This is a genomic window from Enterobacter sp. ECC-019 (assembly GCF_043974075.1).
Lineage (GTDB): Bacteria > Pseudomonadota > Gammaproteobacteria > Enterobacterales > Enterobacteriaceae > Enterobacter > Enterobacter asburiae_D.
The window spans coordinates 3,279,279-3,297,746 of record NZ_CP143759.1 but is presented as its reverse complement, the minus strand read 5'-3'; the positions used below and the strand labels follow the sequence as shown (position 1 = coordinate 3,297,746).

The following is an 18,468-nucleotide window of genomic DNA, read 5'->3' as shown; positions in this document are numbered from 1 at the left end:
CAGTGAGTTATTTTTGTGCAAAAAAATGAGATAGAGAGTCTACCGCTAGCCTGTTTAGCGGACATGGGCGGTTTATGGAGGACGTGTGGAGCAGCGGCTCAAATCATTCTCATAATGAGGTACAGCGGTGCTCCGCCAAAAAAAATGATCAAATAACACTCGTAGTAAAAGACCAGATCCTCGATATCGGGCAGCGCGTTTAACAACACGGTGAACGTAATAATGAGATAGACAAAAATCACTATTAGCCAGAAGGCGATGACAAGCAGCTCAGTCAACGCGCCAGCTTTATTTTGAATTATCAGAGAGAGCACCGACAATGCGATGCAGCCATAGATAATGGGTGAAGAGAGCAGCGTCGAGGCGACTTTTTCATCCATTCTGTGCACCAGTACCAGCCAGGTATAAAGTAATCCCCACGACAGCAGCAGAAACAGGGAATATATGCCCAGTTTTTTAGGAGAGAAATATTTTGAAAGTTCCATGTTCATTATTTCAGCCAACTTCATAAAATCTTTAAGAAACAGTGGTAATTTGCAACGCCCAATGCACAAAAGGTTATGCCTCAATAGCGATTATGAGCGGACATTGTCGAGTCTTTATTGACTGAATGTGTAGGCTGTGTGGAGAAATAACCGGGCATTTAAATCAACCGGGAAATTTTCGTGACCACGGCACTTTTTCGCGGAGGCTGTGTCTTATTGTGCTAAAGATATCTGATAGCGTGCTCAAAGGGATTTCACCCACGGAGATAAAATGCACAAAAATACGCTGATCCTTATTGTTGAAGATGAAGACGAAATCGCCGATATACTGATGAGCTACTTAGAGCGTTCGGGAATGAAAACGCTCAGAGCCAGGCAGGGCGAGCAGGCCATAACGCTCAATCGCCTCCATAAACCGGATCTCATATTGCTGGATATTCACCTGCCCGTATGTGACGGCTGGAGCGTACTTACCACGCTTCGTCAGGAAAGTTCTGTCCCCGTCATTATGGTTTCCGCTCTCGATCAGGATGTCGATAAGCTCATGGGGCTGAGGTTGGGCGCAGATGATTACGTGATCAAACCCTTCAACCCTTCTGAGGTTGTCGCACGGGTTGAGGCGGTGCTGCGCAGGACAAAAACCGCGCTTCAGCAGGCGGGTTCCCTGCCGCTCAGAACGCCCTTTATTACGGTCTATCCGGATGACTTCTATGTGGAAGTCACCGTGGGCGAAGAGGTTATCTCCCCGGTATTAACGACGACCGAATTTAAATTACTTACCTGGCTGATGCGATATCCGCGAAAGGTCTGTTCCCGCGAAGAGTTACTCAACGCGTGTCTGCCGGAAGGTGACACGCTCGACAGAACGGTCGACAGCCATATGAGCAAGTTGCGTAAAAAACTGGAGCTTGCCGGTCTTCACGGTGTTCCCGAGAGCATCAGAGGCATGGGCTACCGGCTTGGGGAAAAGAAATGAACAAAGAGTCTGTCCTGAGTCGTCAGATCTTAACGTATATGCTGTTGCTGACGTTTACGATAATTGCCATCGCCATACTCGGCTCCTGGTTTTTTTACTCCTTTATTCTGGATCACCTCCCGGGCGGCCCTGCTGCGGGCGATGACGAGCAGATGACGATGTGGGACTGGGTGTGGATTGGGACCGCGACAACGATCAGTATGATTATTGCTCTCTTTTTCACGGTCAAACTTTCATCGCGAATACTCACCCCGCTAAACGCGGTAGCGTCCAGCCTGAAAAAAATTTCTCAGGGCGATCTGGATGCCAGGGCATTTTGCGCCAGTTCCCGGCTGGGTGAGATTAATCACCTTGTGATGGATTTCAATGAAATGGCGGAAAAATTACAGACGCTGGATATTCAGAGAAAATCCTGGAATGCCGCTATTGCGCATGAGCTGAGAACGCCGGTCACGATCTTACGCGGACGGCTTCAGGGGTTGGTTGACGGTGTTTTTACCCCAGATCCGGTGCTGTTTAATAATCTTCTCAAACAGACGGAAGGGTTAACCCGCCTGATTGAAGATCTCCGGGTTGTCAGTTCGGATGGCGGGGCGGGATACACACTATACCAGTCCAGAGCGGATCTAAAAGGGACAATACAGGGTACACTCGATACATTCATGCCCGAGTTCAACCGTAAGGCATTTACCGTCAATACAGAACTGAGGGAGCAGCAATGCGTATTCGATCCGTTACGCATCAATCAGTGTCTGACCGTTTTATTTGACAATGCCTTACACTATTCAACCTCGCACAAACTCATCGTGAAAAATGGCGTTTCTGATAAAGGCAATTATATCCTTATTCAGGACGGGGGACCGGGCATCCCCAGAGAGTTTCATGATTTCTTATTTCAGCCCTTTCAGCGCGATAATGGCGCCAGACATTTGAACCCGGAAGGCTGTGGTTTGGGCTTGTCGGTGGTAAAAGCCATCATGCTGGCTCATGGTGGCGATGTTACCTATACCTTATCGACGCAAAACCACTCGATATTTAAGCTCACCTGGCCCGACTCGTGAGTTTCAGCGGCAGGTCAAATGCGCCTGCCGGCGATAAATGCCATATTTTTCCTAACTTAGCATCCCATTCCTGCGGGGTAATCGTCAGTTTACCGCGTCTCGGGCTTAGGGTTATTTCACTGAAATAGATTTCATCTTTCTTTAGCATCAGGTCAACGCGGCAGTAGTCAATTCCATCCGCCAGCTCCTGGGACGCCAGCAATGCCTGTCGGAACAAGACCGGTTCGCCTGGATCTGCTGAAGTATTCGGATATTCCATCTGGAAGGGTTGTAAGTTCCAGTGCCTGTCATAAACGTTGATAAAACCGTTGCCGTTATCATCCGTAAAATCTGCTTCAACATAGTGGGCAACGCCGTGAAAGCAATGGATCCTCAGCATTTCGGGCGTAGTGTTCTTGTCAGCATCATCGAAGAGATCGACAAACGGCTCGCAAAGAATGCTCGGGGTAATGTTTTTGTACTGCCATTCGCGCGTGGTGTAGTACAAATTTTTCCTTAACGCGAGGCTCAGTTTTTTACATGCTTCCCTGACATTAAATTGCGCTTTATTTGTACATATTATTGTGCTGCCGCTGTCATGGTTGCACTTAAGGACGAATTTGTCAGGGAGTACTGAAAAATCAATCTGCGACGGCCGGGAATAAACACCAATTAATGGCACCGTTTTCACGCGCTTTGTTCTGGAGGAAACGTATGCCCGAACGGCGAGTTTATCGGCGAGCATCGTGTAGAGGTTATTATGGTCATAAACCAGACGATGACATATTTTTTCACTCAACGTCGTGGGTGATTGAATGTCAGGGTTTTTCCCGGATGTTTTCTTTAGCCTCACAGTATGAAAGTGCAGGTCCGTCATTAAAAATGAACGGCATTTTCTGATGAGATACTCGGTGTATTTTAGAACGTAAATGGTGGTGTTCATTTCTTCTCCTCCGTAATGTCCGGATATTCTGGAGAAGAACTGTTGATTTATTTTGCTTAGAATATGGAGCAGGAGTGGAGATGAAAAAGTTAAAGGATTAAACAGCGTGTAAAAGCTATTTAATCCTTATTGAACAGTGCAACGTTTGTTTAACGGTCTTTGCGCCATGCATCGGCGGTTAATGCTTCACCGAAATGACCGGCTATCAGTCGTTTCGTCAGCTCATGAAGCGGGGAGGCCATCACATCTGCCGTACTGCCGCGCTCGACAACTTCACCCTGGTGCATGACCATCACCTGATCGCTGATGTGCTTCATCATTCCCAGATGTTGGGTGACATAGATATACGAGATCCCCTGTTTTTCCTGCAATTCCAGCATCAGGTTAATCAGCTGTGAGCGCATCGACATATCCAGCGAGGCAAGCGCTTCATCCGCAATGATCACTTTTGGCCGCAAAATCAATGCACGCGCCAGACCCAGACGCTGTTTCTGGCCGGGGGCCAGCATATGCGGGTAGTAGCTTTCGTGATCCGGTAACAGGCCAACCATACGCAGGGTTTCAAATACGCGTTTACGGCGTGCCTCCGGCTCCAGGTCGGTGTTCAGACGCAGCGGAAAATCGAGGATCTGCGAAATGCGCTGACGCGGATTAAGCGAGGTAGACGGATCCTGGAAGATCATGCGGATGCGCTGGCTGCGGAAAGAGTAATCGCCGAACGTCAGAGGATGATCGTCAATCAACACTTCGCCTGCAGTCGGTTCAACCATGCCGGCGAGCATTTTCGCCAGGGTGGATTTCCCGGAACCGTTCTCGCCGATGATCGCCAGGGTCTGTTTTTCACGCAGCGTAAAGCTTAGCGGCTTCACCGCGTCGACAGTTTGACGATGAAACAGCCCCGTGCGGTAGCGAAAGGTCTTACTCAGGTTGCGAACTTCCAGTAAGGTTTCGACCATTTCACTCTCTCTCCATGTTCAGCGGGAAATGACAGGCGTAAAGATGATTTTTCGCCCCGGTCAGACGTGGCGTCTCGATACATTTACGCTGAGCATAAGGGCACCGCGGCCCCAAACGACAGCCTATCGGCAAGGATTCCAGCAGCGGAATCGCCCCCGGCAGGGTATTCAGGCGGCTTTTATGCGGCATGGCGCTGCCAAAATCCGGAATGGCGCGGATGAGCGCCTGTGTATACGGATGATGCGGGGCGTTGATCAGATCTTCACTCGGCGCGGTTTCGACCGTTTGCCCGCAGTACATCACGTCAATTTTATCCGCCCATTTGCTGAGCATTTGCAGGTCATGGCTGATCAGCAAAATGGTAGTGTTGTTATTCTGGTTGAGACGCGACAGCAGGCGGAAAATTTGCGCCTGCGTGGTGGGTTCCATCGCGTTGGTGGGCTCATCCGCAATCAGCAAACGCGGCTGATTTGCCAGCGCGATGGCGATCATCACTTTCTGACATTCACCGTCGGTCAGCTCATAAGGGAAGCTGCGCATCGCATCTTTGTGATCTTTAATCCCAACGCGGTGTAAAAGCTCGATGGCGCGACGCTTACGCCAGCCAACGCGTTGCCACCAGCGGCCTTTATAGGTCCAGCCGGGAATGTTCTGCATGAGCTGTTTACCCACGCGTTCGGACGGGTCGAGACAGGACTGCGGTTCCTGGAAAATCATCGAGACGTTATGCCCGACCAGCTTACGCCGCTCGCGGGGGGAGAGGCGCAGCAGATCGATATCATCAAAACGCATACGGTCTGCGGTCACGCGCCAGTTGTCTTTCGCCACGCCGCAGATAGCCTTGGCAATCAGGCTTTTTCCGGAGCCGGATTCCCCCACCAGCCCGCGAATTTCGCCCTCCGCGAGGGTGATACTGATGCGATCGACGGCTTTAACCCAGCCTTCACCGGTTTTAAATTCGATGGTGAGGTTGCGAATATCAAGAAGCGGCATTATTGCACCCCCGCATTAATTGCACGGCGAATACCGTCGCCCAGCAGGTTGATGAGCAGCACGCTCACCATAATGGCCGCCCCCGGCAGCATGACCGTCCACGGAGCCACGTAGATGAGTTCCAGCGCGTCGCCGAGCATCGCACCCCATTCGGGTGACGGAAGCTGTGCACCGAGGTCGAGGAAGCCGAGCGCCGCGATGTCCAGGATCGCCATTGACAGAGCACGGGTGATCTCAGTGACCAGCCCGGCAGCAATGTTAGGCAGCACGGCAAACCACAGAATGTTGAAGGTCGTTGCGCCGTCCAGACGCGCGGCGACGACGTACTCTTTTTCCAGCTCATCATGCACCATGCTGTAAACCGAGCGCACAATGCGGGGCAGGATAGCCAGCCAGACGGCGAACATGGCATGTGACAGATGCGGACCGGCAAAGGCAACAACTATGATCGCCAGCAGCAGGGACGGAATCGACAGCAGCGTATCCAGAATGTGGTTAAGCACCGCCGAACGCAGGCCATGCGTGGATCCTGCAAAAATACCGAGCGCCAGCCCACAGATCGTTGCCGCGAGCGTCACCACAAATGCACCGCCCACCGTCGGGGCTGCACCGCTCAGCAGGCGGCTCAACACGTCACGTCCGAGGTCGTCCGTTCCCAGGAAGAAAGAGACTTCGCCGTAGCGCGACCAGGACGGCGGCAGCAGCTGATAGCCAAGGAACTGCTGGTCAATGCCGTACGGCGCAAACCACGAGCCAAAGACGCACAGCAACACCAGACCGGCACAGCCGTAAAGGCCGATCATCGCCGTGGTATCACCATAGAATTTACGCCACACGGTGCGCAGCACACCGGGCGTGCGCTTTTCACTGTATACGCTATCGTAGGGCATACCATTCCTTATGCTTCAATGGGTTAGCCATAGCACCCAGAATATCGGACAACACGTTGACAATAATCACCAGCGAACCAATCACCATCACACCCGCAGAAATAGCGGCGTAGTCCTGCTGGCGGATGGCGTTAATCAGCCATCGCCCGAGGCCTGGCCAGCTAAAGACCATCTCGGTGATCATGGCCAGCGTCAGCATGGTGGAAAACTGTAATCCCAGGCGCGGAATAACCGGCGGCAGCGCGTTGTGCAGGACGTTGCGGCGCAGTATGGTCAGGCGTGACAACCCGCGCGTGGCGGCGGCTTTGACATAGTTCTGGTCAAATACCTCAATGGTGCTAAGGCGCATCAGGCGGATCACTTCGGTTGTCGGTGCAACCGCCAGCGTCAATACCGGCAATACCATATGGCGCAGGGCGCTGACGATCATCTCGTGGCGCCACACCGAATCGGACAGCCATGCGTCAATGATGGCAAAACCCGTCACCGTTTTAACCGTATAGAGCAGGTCAAAACGACCCGAAACCGGCAGCCAGCCCATCGTCAGCGAGAAGAACAGCGTCAGCAGCAGCGCCAGCCAGAATACCGGGATAGAGAAGCCGAACAGGGCGAGGGCGCTGATAAACTTATCCTGCCATTTATTGCGGTAGATCCCGGCGAGCATGCCCACGGGAATGCCAACCATCAGGGCAAAGCCGAAGGCCAGAATGCACAGCTCCATCGTGGCCGGGAACACCTCTTTAAGCTGCTGGGAAATCAGCTGTCCGTTAATGCTGGACACGCCGAAATCCCAGTGCAGCAGCCCGTTAAACCAAAAGAGCCAGGCATCCCACAGCGACGACCCCTGGAGCGGGGCGTGGGGCGTGAAATAGCTCAGGCTAAAGCCGACAAAGTTCAATAAAAAGAGCGTCACCAGCAGCAAAAGGAGCCGACGTAAGGTAAAAATAATCATGGTTTTTTCACCTCTTGTTCTTTTTCACGCGACACGCCGGCGAACGAGGCGTTGCCAAACGGACTCAGCACCAGGCCTTTAATATCATAACGATAGGCCTGAAGACGCAGGGAAGAGGCCAGCGGCAGCACCGGCAGTTCCTGGGCGAGGATCTTCTGCGCTTCATCATAGGCGTCGATGCGTGAGGCCAGCTGCTGGGAAGCCAGCGCTTTTTGCAGTACGGCGTCAAACTCCCGGTTACACCAGTGGGCGTAGTTGGTCTGCGAGTTTATTGCCGCACAGCTCAGTAGCGGCCGGAAGAAGCTGTCCGGATCGTTACTGTCGGTCGCCCAGCCGGTCAGGGTTAAATCATGATTCATGTCCATCAGGCGCGCCTCCTGGAAACGGCCCTCAACCGGTACGATGATCACTTTCACGCCCACCTGCGCCATATCTGCCTGCAGCAGTTCGGCGGTCTTGAGTGGGCTGGGGTTCCACGCCTGGGAACTGGTGGGCACCCAAAGCTGCAGCGTAAGGTTTTCCGCCCCCAGCGCCTTCAGCTGCTCACGCGCTTTTGCCGGATTGTATTCCGTAATTTTAGCCTCACCGTCATAGGCCCACGAGGCGCGCGGTAAAATTGAGGCGGCGGTTTCTGCCGTGCCGTAGTAGATCGACTGCATCAAACGCTGGTTGTTAATCGCCAGCGCCAGAGCGTGACGAACGGCAGGGTTATTCAACGGCGGCTTATCGGTGTTAAAGGCCAGATAAGCGATATTCATGCCGGGGCGCAACGTCAGACGCAGACGCGGATCGTCGCGCAAAATGGTGAGTTGGCTGGCCGCGGGCCAGGCGAGCACGTCACATTCCCCGGTGAGCAGTTTCGACAGACGTCCCGTTCCGCCTGAACCGAGGTCGACCACCACCTGCGGCATCAGCGGGGTGCCGCGCCAGAAATGCTCATGGCGCTGCAGACGAATATACTGCCCGGCGCGGTATTCGGCGAGCTGGAACGGACCGGTGCCGACCGGCTGACGATCGAGTAACTCCTGGCGATCTTTTTTCGTCAGGTTCGCCGCGTACTCAGCGGACATGACCGACGCATAGTGGGTTGCCAGGTGCCAGAGGAAGGAGGCATCCGGGCGCGTCAGCGTAAATTCTACCGTGCGGTTATCCAGCTTACGCACGCTTTTGACGGTGTCGGCAAACTGCAGGCTGTCGAAATAAGGGAAGTTGCCGCCGTTAACGTTATGCCAGGGGTGGTTGCGGTTAAAGATGCGCTGGAAGGTGAAGACCACGTCATCTGCGTTCAGCTTGCGCGTGGGGGTAAACCACGGTGTGCGCTGAAACGCGACGTCATCGCGCAGGTGAAAACGGTAGGTTGCGCCGTTATCCAGCACTTCCCAGCTTTCCGCAAGCTCAGGCACCAGACGGTAGGTGTACGGGTCAACATCAAGTAGACGATCGTAAAGCTGCGCGGCCAGAGTATCCACGATCAGGCCGCTGCCCGCTTTTTGCGGGTTGAATGTATCCACCTGGCCGCTTACGCAATAGACGAAGCCGCTGTCACGAATGTCAGGCTGCGGCGTTAGCCCGGGCGCGGCAAAGGCCAGGCTGCTAAACAGACCGAGTGCAAAAAAGGACGATAAAACCAGACGCATAATTTTTGAGGTTTTTAGGTTCGATCTGCAAAGTGTATCGCACTTACGCCTGCTACGTAAAAATGTCTGCAGGTAAGTGCTGATATTGTCAGCGCATTTGATGTTTTTTGAGCAATGCCCTTAACTGATGGTAGGTCAGACCCAGCAGTTCAGCCGCCCGTTTCTGGTTATATTTCGCCGTCTTCAGGCTTTGCTCCAGCAGCTGTTTTTCCTGATCGTTCTGGAACTGGCGTAAATCAAGGGGAAGAGGAGGGCGATCGCCTGAAGACGTTGGTGCGGGTAGCGGCGGCACGCTGCGCTGGAAAGGATCGATAATGATGTTGTCCAGCTCCGTCTCGCTGCTCCCGTGGCGATAGACGGAACGCTCCACGACGTTTTTCAGTTCACGGATATTTCCCGGCCAGTGGTAAGCAAGCAGCGTCTCCTGTGCATAATCGCTGAAGCCGGGGAACAGCGGCAGGCCGAGCTCGCGGCACATCTGAATCGCAAACTGGTCTGCCAGCAGCATGATGTCGCTTTTGCGCTCGCGCAGCGGAGGAAGCTGAACGACGTCAAAGGCCAGGCGGTCAAGCAGGTCGGCACGGAATTTCTCCTCCGCCACCATCTCCGGCAGGTTGGCGTTCGTGGCGCACACCAGACGCACGTTAACCTGCAGCGGCTGGCTACCGCCGACGCGCTCCAGCTCGCCGTACTCAATTACGCGCAGCAGTTTTTCCTGCACCAGCATGGGCGCGGTGGCCAGTTCATCAAGAAACAGCGTACCGCCATCGGCGCGCTCAAAGCGACCGGGATGGCGTTTCTGGGCACCGGTAAACGCACCTGCTTCATGGCCGAAGAGTTCGGTGTCGAGCAGGTTTTCATTCAGCGCCGCGCAGTTAAGGGAAATGAAGGGGCCGTCCCAGCGCCCGGATAAATAGTGCAGACGGTTGGCTATCAGCTCTTTCCCCGTTCCGCGTTCACCGATGATCAGCACCGGTTTGTTGAGCGGCGCCAGGCGAGAGACCTGTTCCAGCACTTCAAGGAAACTGTTTGCTTCGCCGAGTAAATTGTCTTTGTATCCAGGCATGATGAAATTAACCACTCCTTAGCGATATTCACCAGGGAAGGATAGTTCTTCGCTGCATGAAAATCAATCAGTGTCAGTGAAATCAATAAGATAAAAAGTTGGCATGATGTTTGTATTATCTCTACAGCAGGGCATAGCCCGATAACAGAACTATGAGGATTAGATTATGGGTATTTTTTCTCGTTTTGCCGACATCGTGAACGCCAACATCAACTCACTGCTTGAGAAAGCGGAAGATCCGCAGAAACTGGTACGTCTGATGATTCAGGAGATGGAAGACACGCTGGTTGAAGTGCGTTCTACCTCCGCCCGCGCGCTGGCGGAGAAAAAACAGCTTACGCGTCGTATTGAACAAGCTACCGCTCAGCTGAACGAATGGCAGGAAAAAGCGGAACTTGCGCTGCGCAAAGATAAAGAGGATCTGGCCCGCGCGGCGCTGATCGAAAAGCAGAAGCTGGCCGATATGGTCGCGACGCTCGAGCATGAAGTGACGCTGGTGGATGACACGCTCACCCGTATGAAGAAAGAGATCGGTGAGCTTGAAAACAAACTGAGCGAAACCCGCGCGCGTCAGCAGGCGCTGACCCTGCGTCACCAGGCGGCAAGCTCTTCCCGCGACGTGCGTCGTCAGCTGGACAGCGGTAAGCTTGATGAAGCGATGGCGCGTTTTGAATCGTTTGAACGTCGTATCGACCAGATGGAAGCCGAAGCCGAAAGCCACGGCATCGGCAAGCAGAAGTCGCTGGATCAACAGTTCGCCGACCTGAAGGCTGATGATGAAATCAGCGAGCAGCTGGCGGCACTGAAAGCCAAAATGAAGCAAGACAACCAATAATAATTCCTGCGGCACCTGAGCGTGCCGCATCGTAAGACAAGGAGTACACATGAGCGCGCTTTTTCTGGCCATTCCCCTGACAATTTTCGTGCTGTTCGTTTTGCCGATTTGGCTGTGGCTGCACTACAGCAACCGTTCTTCACGGGGCGAACTTTCCCAGAGTGAACAACAGCGTCTGGTACAGCTCTCCGATGAGGCGAACAAAATGCGCGAACGCATTCAGGCGCTGGAAGCCATCCTGGATGCTGAACATCCAAACTGGAGGGACCGTTAATGTCTGGACTGAATCTGAACAAAAAGTTGTGGCGTATTCCCCAGCAGGGCATGGTGCGCGGCGTTTGTGCCGGACTGGCTCATTATCTTGATGTCCCGGTCAAACTGGTGCGCGTGGTCACGGTGCTATCGATCTTCTTCGGTCTGGCGTTTATTACCCTGGTGGCATACATCGTCCTGTCGTTTGTCCTTGATCCGATGCCGGAAGGAGAACTGGCTGCGGAAGGTGCCCCTACCAGCAGCGATCTTCTCAATGCGGTTGATGAGCAACTTGCCGCCGGTGAGAAGCGGCTACGGGAAATGGAACGCTATGTCACGTCGGATACCTTTACGCTGAGAAGTCGTTTTCGTCAGCTTTAAGAGAGAGATGAGATGAAACAACACTGGCAACAGGCCGGTCAGAAGGTAAAACCCGGCCTGAAAATCGCAGGTAAACTGGTCCTGCTGACCGCGTTACGGTTCGGCCCGGCAGGTGTCGCGGGCTGGGCAATAAAATCCGTTGCCCGCAAGCCGGTCAGAATGGTGCTGGCCGTGGCGCTCGAGCCGCTGTTGCAAAAGGTGGCAAAACGGCTTTCTCGCCGCTACTTATCCCAATAATTCCCGCTGGCGTTAGCCCTTTCCCTTCCGGGAGAGGGACTGGCGACGGTTAACCGCATTTTCTCTTTTCCCCGTGCTTTCTTTGCAGCAGCTCACAATATTGCGCTGAGTTGCTTTGCAAACACCTTTTTCTCCTTCCCGGTCCGTTGACAGATATTTTTCATGGGAGTAGATTGCCATTCCGTGGGACCGCTACCATGGAAAATAAAATGAAGACAAAAATTAAAGAACTCATTAATCTTGTTTACGGGGAAACGTTTTCTGAAGCCCATCTTAATGTGCTATTGGAAAATATCGGAAAGGCCACTTCTGTTATTACAGAAAAACGTAAGATGGCCTGGGATGAAAAAGATGTTGTTCTGATTACCTATGCCGATCAGTTTTCAGCGAAAGGGGAGAAGGCGCTTCCGGTTTTAACACGTTTTTATAACAAATGGCTTTCTCATTCTTTTTCTCATGTCCATCTCTTGCCTTTTTATCCGTGGTCTTCGGACGACGGATTTTCTGTTATTGATTATCATGAGGTTGCACCTGAGACGGGTACGTGGCGAGATGTCGCTGAGTTAAAACAGTCTGCCAGCTTAATGTTTGATTTCGTCTGCAACCACATGTCAGCCAAAAGTAAATGGTTCGCTAATTATCTGAAGCAAACGCCTGGGTATGACGATTTCTTTATTTCTGTCGATCCTGAAACAAACTTATCCGCGGTGACGCGTCCGCGTGCCTTACCGCTTCTTACGCCTTTCACGCTGCATGATGGCAGTGTGCGACATCTGTGGACCACCTTCAGCGAGGACCAGGTTGACCTCAATTTCGCCTCTCCGCAGGTGCTGATCGCGATGGTGGATGTGCTGCTGCATTACCTGATTGAAGGGGCGCGGTACATTCGTCTGGATGCTGTTGGCTTCATGTGGAAAATACCCGGAACAAACTGCATCCACCTTGAGCAAACCCACCAGCTCATCCAGCTTTTCCGCGCCATCACCGAGGCTGTCGCTCCGGGGACGGTGATTATCACCGAGACGAACGTTCCGCATAAAGATAACGTTGCTTACTTCGGCGACGGTGAAAATGAAGCGCAGATGGTTTATCAGTTCTCTTTGCCCCCGCTGGTGCTGCATGCGGTGCATTGTCAGGACGTCCGGACGCTGAGCCAGTGGGCTGCGTCGCTGACGCTGCCTTCCACGAAAACCACCTGGTTTAACTTCCTGGCCTCGCATGACGGGATTGGTCTGAATCCGTTACGCGGCATTTTACCTGAGTCGGAAATCCTCTCACTTGTGGAGAAACTTCAGGCTGAAGGGGCGTTGGTTAACTGGAAAAATAACCCGGATGGTACCCGCAGCCCTTATGAAATTAATGTGGCCTATCTGGATGCATTAAGTCCGCGTGACAGTCTTGATAGCCATCGGATTGCCCGGTTTATTCTGGCGCATGCCGTCCTCCTAAGCTTCCCCGGCGTGCCTGCGATTTATATCCAGAGTATTCTCGGCTCGCGTAATGATTATGCCGGCGTTGAACGCCTGGGATACAACCGTGCGATAAATCGAGAGAAATACGCTGCGGGACAAATTGATAGCGTGCTTGAAGATAAAAATAGCCTGCGTTCTCGGGTCTATTGCTCGTTAAGCCAGTTAATCGTGCTGCGTCGGGCGGAAAAAGCATTCCATCCTGACAGCGAGGCTTATTTCAGTGCGTCAGGTGAACATGTTTTAAAAATCGTTCGCGTGGCGAGTTGTGGCGAAAAAATAACGGCGTTGTTTAATTTCAGTGATGGCATTCAAATGGTGGAGTCCGATATTCAATCCGGAACGGAGTTGATTGCGGGAAAAGATATTACAGATAAAACGCTGACCCTACATCCATGGCAGGTATTGTGGATTAAAGAAAACTAAAAAGGACCTTAAAAATGAAAATGCCCAGAATTGTGCTGATATCAGCACTGGTTTCGTGCGCCCTGTTATCAGGCTGTAAGGATGACAAAAAGTCTGCTGTCACCATCGAGTTTATGCACTCATCGGTCGAGCAGGAGCGCCAGGCGGTTATCACGAAGCTTATCGAAAAGTTCGAGAAAGAGAACCCCGGCATCACGGTGAAACAGGTGCCGGTAGAAGAGGATGCCTACAACACCAAGGTCATTACGCTCGCCAGAACGGGCGCGCTGCCTGAGGTAATTGAAGTCAGCCATGACTACGCGAAAGTCATGGACAAGGAACAGCTGCTGGATCGCAAAGCTATTGGTGAAGCCATTAAAGCGGTAGGTGAAAACACCTTCTATGACGGCATCTTGCGTGTTGTTCGAACGGAAGACGGTTCAGCCTGGACGGGGGTGCCAGTCAGTGCCTGGCTATCTGGCGTCTGGTATCACAAAGATGTGCTTGCTGCGGCGGGTATCCAGGAGCCCCATAACTGGGAACAGCTGCTTAAAGCCAGCCAGAGCCTTAACGACCCGGCCAAAAAACGTTACGGCATTGCGCTGCCCACCGCGGAAAGCGTGATGACAGAGCAGGCATTCTCCCAGTTTGCGCTTTCCGGCGGCGCGAACGTTTTTGATGCCAAAGGGAACGTCGACATCGATACCCCTGAAATGGCAAAGGCTCTGGCGTTTTATAAATCCCTGGCCGCGACCACCATGCCGGGTTCAAACGACGTCATGGAGATCAAAGATGCCTTCATGAACGGTTCTGCGCCGATGGCGGTTTACTCCACCTACATCCTCCCGGCGATATTCCAGGACGGTAACCCTGCGAACCTGGGCTTCGTCGTCCCAACAGAAACATCTTCTGCTGTTTACGGCATGGTCACGTCGCTGACGATTACCACCGGTCAAACCGAAGATGAAACTCAGGCGGCTGAAAAGTTTGTGACCTGGATGGAGCAGGCTCAAAACGCAACCGACTGGGTCATGATGTCGCCTGGTGCGGCACTGCCGGTAAACAAGCTGGTGGTGGGCACCGATACCTGGAAAAACAACGATGTGATTAAAGCGTTTGGGCAACTGCCTTACGAACTGATTGCGCAGTTCCCAAATGTGCAAGTCTTTGGCGCCGTGGGCGACAAAAACTTCACACGCATGGGGGATGTAACCGGGTCCGGCATCATCAGCTCCATGGTGCATAACGTCACGGTGGGGAAACACGATCTCAGCAGCACGCTTAGTGACAGCCAGAAGCGACTGACTGATCTGATTTCACAACGATAGGAGCGCTCTGCGGAAGGAAATTATGAAGACGTTGTTTTCTGGTCGTTCAGATATGCCTTTCGCCATGCTGCTGTTGGCCCCCAGTCTGGTTTTGCTGGGGGGCCTGGTGGCCTGGCCAATGATTTCCAATATTGAAATCAGTTTCTTACGTCTGCCGCTTAACCCGCGTATTGATGCGGTGTTCGTCGGGCTCGATAACTACATCCGCATTCTCGGGGATGCTGCGTTCTGGCACTCACTGTGGATGACGTTCTGGTATACGGCGCTGGTCGTGCTCGGCAGTACCGGTCTGGGGCTTGCTGTCGCCATCTTCTTTAACCGGGAGTTTCGTCTGCGGAAAACGGCGCGTTCGCTGGTGATTTTATCCTACGTAACGCCGTCCATTTCGCTGGTGTTTGCCTGGAAATACATGTTCAACAACGGCTACGGCATTGTGAACTATCTGGGCGTTGACCTGCTGCATCTGTATGACCAGGCACCTCTGTGGTTCGACAACCCGGGCAGCAGCTTTGTACTGGTGGTGCTGTTCGCCATCTGGCGTTACTTCCCGTACGCGTTCATTTCGTTCCTGGCGATTTTGCAGACCATTGATAAGTCGCTGTATGAAGCGGCGGAAATGGACGGCGCGAATGCCTGGCAGCGTTTTCGAATCGTTACGCTGCCCGCGATTATGCCGGTGCTGGCAACGGTGGTGACGCTTCGCACCATCTGGATGTTCTACATGTTTGCGGACGTCTACCTGTTGACGACCAGGGTCGATATTTTGGGCGTCTACCTCTACAAAACAGCATTCGCTTTCAATGATTTGGGTAAAGCTGCGGCGATCTCCGTCGTGCTGTTCGTGATCATCTTCGCGGTGATTCTGCTGACCAGAAAAAGGGTAAACCTCAATGGCAACAAATAAACGCGTACTGAGCCGTATTGGTTTTTATCTGGGGCTGGCGATGTTTCTGGTCATCACGCTGTTCCCGTTCTTCGTGATGCTAATGACGTCATTTAAGAGTGCGAAAGAGGCGATATCGCTTAATCCGACCATACTGCCGCAGGCCTGGACGCTGCAGCATTACGTCGACATATTTAACCCGCTGATTTTCCCGTTTGTGGACTATTTCAAAAACAGCATGGTCGTGTCGCTGACCTCCTCGGTGATTGCCGTGTTTCTCGGCACGCTGGGGGCTTACGCCTTGTCCAAACTGCGTTTTAAGGGGCGCACGACGATCAATGCGAGTTTTTACACCGTCTACATGTTCTCCGGGATATTGCTGGTAGTGCCGCTGTTCAAAATCATCACTGCCCTTGGGATCTACGACACCGAGCTGGCGCTGATTATCACCATGGTGACCCAAACGTTACCGACCGCAGTGTTCATGCTGCGCAGCTATTTCGACACCATCCCGGACGAAATCGAAGAAGCCGCGATGATGGACGGCCTGAACCGCCTGCAAATCATCTTCCGCATCACCGTGCCGCTGGCGATTTCCGGGCTTGTATCGGTGTTTGTCTACTGCTTCATGGTGGCGTGGAACGACTATCTGTTTGCGTCCATTTTCCTGTCCAGCGCCAGCAATTTCACCTTGCCGGTCGGGCTGAACACGCTCTTTAGCACGCCAGATTATATCTGGGGTCGCATGATGGCGGCATCGCTGGTGACGGCGCTTCCGGTTGTCATCATGTATGCCCTGTCTGAACGTTTTATTAAAAGTGGTTTGACCGCCGGTGGCGTGAAGGGCTGAGGCGGCCAATTTTAACAAGGAGTCAGTCATGAAAAAATTAGTAGCGACAGCGCCTCGTATGGCGGCGCTGGTGGAATATGAAGATCGTGCTGTTGAAGCACATGAAGTGAAAATTCGTTCACGCTTTGGCGCCCCGAAGCACGGAACGGAAGTCGTGGATTTCCGCGCGGCAAGCCCGTTTATTGACGAAGAGTTCAACGCGGAGTGGCAGATGTTTACCCCGCGTGAAGAGGGGGCGGCCCGCGGGATCGAATTCGGTAAGTTCCAGCTGGGCAACATGATTGTTGGTGACATTATCGAATGCGGTGATGACGTCACTGAATATCAGATCGGCGACAGCGTCTGCTGCTACGGCCCGCTGCAGGAAACAGTCATCGTCAACGCAGTGAACAACTACAAGTTGCGCAAAATGCCGCAGGGTGCCTCCTGGAAGAATGCCGTTTGCTACGATCCAGCGCAGTTCGCCATGAGCGGCGTGCGTGATGCCAACGTCCGGGTCGGCGATTTTGTGGTCGTGGTGGGACTGGGGGCGATTGGGCAGATTGCGATCCAGCTGGCGAAAAAAGCCGGTGCGTCAGTGGTTATCGGCGTTGACCCTATCGAACACCGCTGTGAGATCGCCCGTCGTCATGGGGCAGACCACTGCCTGAACCCAATCGGCACTGATGTCGGTCTGGAAATCAAGAAGCTGACCGGGAAGCAGGGCGCGGACGTGATCATCGAAACCAGCGGCTTTGCAGATGCACTGCAGTCCGCGCTGCGCGGACTCGCCTACGGCGGCACTATCTCCTACGTAGCCTTCGCTAAACCGTTCGCGGAAGGCTTTAACCTTGGCCGCGAAGCGCATTTCAATAACGCGAAGATTGTCTTCTCCCGCGCCTGTAGCGAACCCAACCCGGATTACCCGCGCTGGAGCCGCAAACGTATTGAAGAGACCTGCTGGGAACTGCTGATGAATGGCTATCTGAATTGTGACGATCTGATCAACCCGGTCGTGACCTTCACCACCAGCCCGGAAAGCTACATGACGTATGTCGATCAGCACCCGGAACTCAGTATCAAAATGGGCGTCACTTTTTAAGCTAAGGAGAGCAAATCATGAAAATAGCAACACAAAACCAGGCCTTTTTCCCGAGCACTATCATGGAGAAATTCGAGTACATCAAAGCGATAGGTTTTGATGGCTACGAAATTGACGGCCGCCTGTTGGTTGAAAACCTCGACGATGTAAAAGCCGCTATCAAAGCCACCGGTCTGCCGGTGACGACGGCCTGCGGTGGATACGATGGCTGGATTGGCGACTTCATCGAAGAACGTCGGCTGAACGGATTAAAGCAGATTGAACGCATTCTGGAAGCGCTGGCTGAAGTGGGTGGCAAGGGCATTATCGTGCCTGCCGCGTGGGGGATGTTTACCTTCCGTCTCCCGCCAATGACCTCGCCACGCAGCCTGGACGGTGACCGCAAAGCGGTGAGCGCCTCGCTGCGCTGGCTGGATGAGGTCGCGGCGCGCACCGGGACGACCGTCTACCTGGAGCCGCTGAACCGCTACCAGGATCATATGATCAACACCCTGGCTGACGCGCGTCGCTATATCGAAGAGAACGGCCTGAAGCACGTGCAGATCATCGGCGATTTCTATCATATGAACATCGAAGAAGACTCGCTGACGGACGCGCTGCATCAGCATCGCGATCTGCTGGGCCATGTGCACATCGCAGATAACCACCGCTATCAGCCGGGCAGCGGCAGCCTCGATTTTGCCAGCCTGTTCGATCGGCTGCGTGCGGATAATTACCAGGGTTACGTGGTGTATGAGTGCCGAGTCCGCGCCGAGGATCCGGCTCAGGCATACCAGGACTCACTCACTTATCTGCGTGAATGCTAAGG

The 18,468-nt window shown here is 53.3% G+C and carries 20 protein-coding genes; 12 read left to right on the top strand and 8 right to left on the bottom strand.

Annotated elements, in window-relative coordinates; translation table 11 throughout:
* Window positions 1-98: 98 nt before the first annotated feature.
* Complete coding sequence (locus V1566_RS15680) at window positions 99-485, bottom strand: transporter (RefSeq protein ID WP_395303929.1); 387 nt, start codon at window positions 483-485, stop codon at window positions 99-101.
* Window positions 486-756: 271 nt separating this feature from the next.
* Here V1566_RS15680 and V1566_RS15675 point away from each other — a divergent pair, with 271 nt between their 5' ends.
* Window positions 757-1,461, top strand: a complete 705-nt coding sequence (locus V1566_RS15675; RefSeq protein ID WP_395303928.1) for a response regulator — start codon at window positions 757-759, stop codon at window positions 1,459-1,461.
* Window positions 1,458-2,522: an ATP-binding protein gene (locus tag V1566_RS15670; RefSeq protein ID WP_395303927.1), complete on the top strand. Its 1,065-nt coding sequence runs from the start codon at window positions 1,458-1,460 to the stop codon at window positions 2,520-2,522. Before V1566_RS15675 ends, V1566_RS15670 begins: the two co-directional genes overlap by 4 nt.
* Here V1566_RS15670 and V1566_RS15665 read toward each other — a convergent pair.
* The 7 genes from V1566_RS15665 to pspF all read right to left on the bottom strand — a co-directional run bounded on the left by V1566_RS15665 (window position 2,503) and on the right by pspF (window position 9,939).
* Window positions 2,503-3,444, bottom strand: coding sequence for an ATP-grasp fold amidoligase family protein (locus V1566_RS15665; protein ID WP_395303926.1), 942 nt, complete (start codon window positions 3,442-3,444; stop codon window positions 2,503-2,505). The two genes, V1566_RS15670 and V1566_RS15665, sit on opposite strands and share 20 nt — an antisense overlap.
* A 149-nt stretch (window positions 3,445-3,593) precedes the next feature.
* The gene (gene sapF, locus V1566_RS15660) at window positions 3,594-4,400 is read right to left on the bottom strand and encodes a putrescine export ABC transporter ATP-binding protein SapF (protein WP_023312051.1); all 807 of its coding nucleotides are present in this window, start codon (window positions 4,398-4,400) and stop codon (window positions 3,594-3,596) included.
* Between the two features lies 1 nt (window position 4,401).
* Entirely contained in the window at window positions 4,402-5,394 is a 993-nt protein-coding gene (gene sapD, locus V1566_RS15655; RefSeq protein WP_023335931.1) for a putrescine export ABC transporter ATP-binding protein SapD, read from the bottom strand.
* A complete protein-coding gene (gene sapC / locus V1566_RS15650) occupies window positions 5,394-6,284 on the bottom strand; it encodes a putrescine export ABC transporter permease SapC (RefSeq protein WP_032656751.1) in 891 nt (296 codons plus the stop codon). The genes sapD and sapC overlap by 1 nt, the downstream gene beginning before the upstream one ends.
* Complete coding sequence (gene sapB / locus V1566_RS15645; RefSeq protein ID WP_395303925.1) at window positions 6,271-7,236, bottom strand: putrescine export ABC transporter permease SapB; 966 nt, start codon at window positions 7,234-7,236, stop codon at window positions 6,271-6,273. The genes sapC and sapB overlap by 14 nt, the downstream gene beginning before the upstream one ends.
* Window positions 7,233-8,873: an ABC transporter substrate-binding protein SapA gene (gene sapA, locus V1566_RS15640; RefSeq protein ID WP_395303924.1), complete on the bottom strand. Its 1,641-nt coding sequence runs from the start codon at window positions 8,871-8,873 to the stop codon at window positions 7,233-7,235. Before sapA ends, sapB begins: the two co-directional genes overlap by 4 nt.
* A gap of 88 nt (window positions 8,874-8,961) precedes the next feature.
* Window positions 8,962-9,939: a phage shock protein operon transcriptional activator gene (gene pspF / locus V1566_RS15635; protein ID WP_395303923.1), complete on the bottom strand. Its 978-nt coding sequence runs from the start codon at window positions 9,937-9,939 to the stop codon at window positions 8,962-8,964.
* Between the two features lie 166 nt (window positions 9,940-10,105).
* On the opposite strand from pspF, the gene pspA reads away from it, so the two are divergent.
* The 10 genes from pspA to V1566_RS15585 all read left to right on the top strand — a co-directional run bounded on the left by pspA (window position 10,106) and on the right by V1566_RS15585 (window position 18,466).
* Complete coding sequence (gene pspA / locus V1566_RS15630; protein WP_023617933.1) at window positions 10,106-10,774, top strand: phage shock protein PspA; 669 nt, start codon at window positions 10,106-10,108, stop codon at window positions 10,772-10,774.
* 49 nt (window positions 10,775-10,823) lie between these two features.
* The gene (gene pspB, locus V1566_RS15625) at window positions 10,824-11,048 is read left to right on the top strand and encodes an envelope stress response membrane protein PspB (RefSeq protein ID WP_023312045.1); all 225 of its coding nucleotides are present in this window, start codon (window positions 10,824-10,826) and stop codon (window positions 11,046-11,048) included.
* A complete protein-coding gene (gene pspC / locus V1566_RS15620) occupies window positions 11,048-11,407 on the top strand; it encodes an envelope stress response membrane protein PspC (RefSeq protein ID WP_023617934.1) in 360 nt (119 codons plus the stop codon). Before pspB ends, pspC begins: the two co-directional genes overlap by 1 nt.
* A 12-nt stretch (window positions 11,408-11,419) precedes the next feature.
* Window positions 11,420-11,644: a phage shock protein PspD gene (gene pspD / locus V1566_RS15615; protein WP_023312043.1), complete on the top strand. Its 225-nt coding sequence runs from the start codon at window positions 11,420-11,422 to the stop codon at window positions 11,642-11,644.
* A 197-nt stretch (window positions 11,645-11,841) separates the two neighbouring features.
* Window positions 11,842-13,539 carry a sugar phosphorylase gene (locus V1566_RS15610; protein ID WP_395303922.1) on the top strand — a complete coding sequence of 566 codons (1,698 nt, stop codon included), beginning with the start codon at window positions 11,842-11,844 and terminating at the stop codon, window positions 13,537-13,539.
* A gap of 14 nt (window positions 13,540-13,553) precedes the next feature.
* Complete coding sequence (locus V1566_RS15605) at window positions 13,554-14,846, top strand: ABC transporter substrate-binding protein (protein ID WP_395303921.1); 1,293 nt, start codon at window positions 13,554-13,556, stop codon at window positions 14,844-14,846.
* A gap of 22 nt (window positions 14,847-14,868) precedes the next feature.
* On the top strand, window positions 14,869-15,750 hold the full coding sequence (locus V1566_RS15600) for a carbohydrate ABC transporter permease (protein WP_395303920.1): 882 nt from the start codon (window positions 14,869-14,871) through the stop codon (window positions 15,748-15,750).
* A complete protein-coding gene (locus V1566_RS15595; protein WP_395303919.1) occupies window positions 15,737-16,579 on the top strand; it encodes a carbohydrate ABC transporter permease in 843 nt (280 codons plus the stop codon). The genes V1566_RS15600 and V1566_RS15595 overlap by 14 nt, the downstream gene beginning before the upstream one ends.
* A 28-nt stretch (window positions 16,580-16,607) precedes the next feature.
* A complete protein-coding gene (locus tag V1566_RS15590) occupies window positions 16,608-17,660 on the top strand; it encodes a zinc-binding alcohol dehydrogenase (protein WP_395303918.1) in 1,053 nt (350 codons plus the stop codon).
* Window positions 17,661-17,677: 17 nt separating this feature from the next.
* The gene (locus V1566_RS15585) at window positions 17,678-18,466 is read left to right on the top strand and encodes a sugar phosphate isomerase/epimerase family protein (protein ID WP_395303917.1); all 789 of its coding nucleotides are present in this window, start codon (window positions 17,678-17,680) and stop codon (window positions 18,464-18,466) included.
* Window positions 18,467-18,468: the final 2 nt, after the last annotated feature.

Bases quoted from the DNA above. Each gene is read 5' to 3' on its own strand.
- V1566_RS15680 (WP_395303929.1), bottom strand. From the start codon at position 485: ATGGAACTTTCAAAATATTTCTCTCCTAAAAAACTGGGCATATATTCC.
- V1566_RS15675 (WP_395303928.1), top strand. From the start codon at position 757: ATGCACAAAAATACGCTGATCCTTATTGTTGAAGATGAAGACGAAATC.
- V1566_RS15670 (WP_395303927.1), top strand. From the start codon at position 1,458: ATGAACAAAGAGTCTGTCCTGAGTCGTCAGATCTTAACGTATATGCTG.
- V1566_RS15665 (WP_395303926.1), bottom strand. From the start codon at position 3,444: ATGAACACCACCATTTACGTTCTAAAATACACCGAGTATCTCATCAGA.
- sapF (WP_023312051.1), bottom strand. From the start codon at position 4,400: ATGGTCGAAACCTTACTGGAAGTTCGCAACCTGAGTAAGACCTTTCGC.
- sapD (WP_023335931.1), bottom strand. From the start codon at position 5,394: ATGCCGCTTCTTGATATTCGCAACCTCACCATCGAATTTAAAACCGGT.
- sapC (WP_032656751.1), bottom strand. From the start codon at position 6,284: ATGCCCTACGATAGCGTATACAGTGAAAAGCGCACGCCCGGTGTGCTG.
- sapB (WP_395303925.1), bottom strand. From the start codon at position 7,236: ATGATTATTTTTACCTTACGTCGGCTCCTTTTGCTGCTGGTGACGCTC.
- sapA (WP_395303924.1), bottom strand. From the start codon at position 8,873: ATGCGTCTGGTTTTATCGTCCTTTTTTGCACTCGGTCTGTTTAGCAGC.
- pspF (WP_395303923.1), bottom strand. From the start codon at position 9,939: ATGCCTGGATACAAAGACAATTTACTCGGCGAAGCAAACAGTTTCCTT.
- pspA (WP_023617933.1), top strand. From the start codon at position 10,106: ATGGGTATTTTTTCTCGTTTTGCCGACATCGTGAACGCCAACATCAAC.
- pspB (WP_023312045.1), top strand. From the start codon at position 10,824: ATGAGCGCGCTTTTTCTGGCCATTCCCCTGACAATTTTCGTGCTGTTC.
- pspC (WP_023617934.1), top strand. From the start codon at position 11,048: ATGTCTGGACTGAATCTGAACAAAAAGTTGTGGCGTATTCCCCAGCAG.
- pspD (WP_023312043.1), top strand. From the start codon at position 11,420: ATGAAACAACACTGGCAACAGGCCGGTCAGAAGGTAAAACCCGGCCTG.
- V1566_RS15610 (WP_395303922.1), top strand. From the start codon at position 11,842: ATGGAAAATAAAATGAAGACAAAAATTAAAGAACTCATTAATCTTGTT.
- V1566_RS15605 (WP_395303921.1), top strand. From the start codon at position 13,554: ATGAAAATGCCCAGAATTGTGCTGATATCAGCACTGGTTTCGTGCGCC.
- V1566_RS15600 (WP_395303920.1), top strand. From the start codon at position 14,869: ATGAAGACGTTGTTTTCTGGTCGTTCAGATATGCCTTTCGCCATGCTG.
- V1566_RS15595 (WP_395303919.1), top strand. From the start codon at position 15,737: ATGGCAACAAATAAACGCGTACTGAGCCGTATTGGTTTTTATCTGGGG.
- V1566_RS15590 (WP_395303918.1), top strand. From the start codon at position 16,608: ATGAAAAAATTAGTAGCGACAGCGCCTCGTATGGCGGCGCTGGTGGAA.
- V1566_RS15585 (WP_395303917.1), top strand. From the start codon at position 17,678: ATGAAAATAGCAACACAAAACCAGGCCTTTTTCCCGAGCACTATCATG.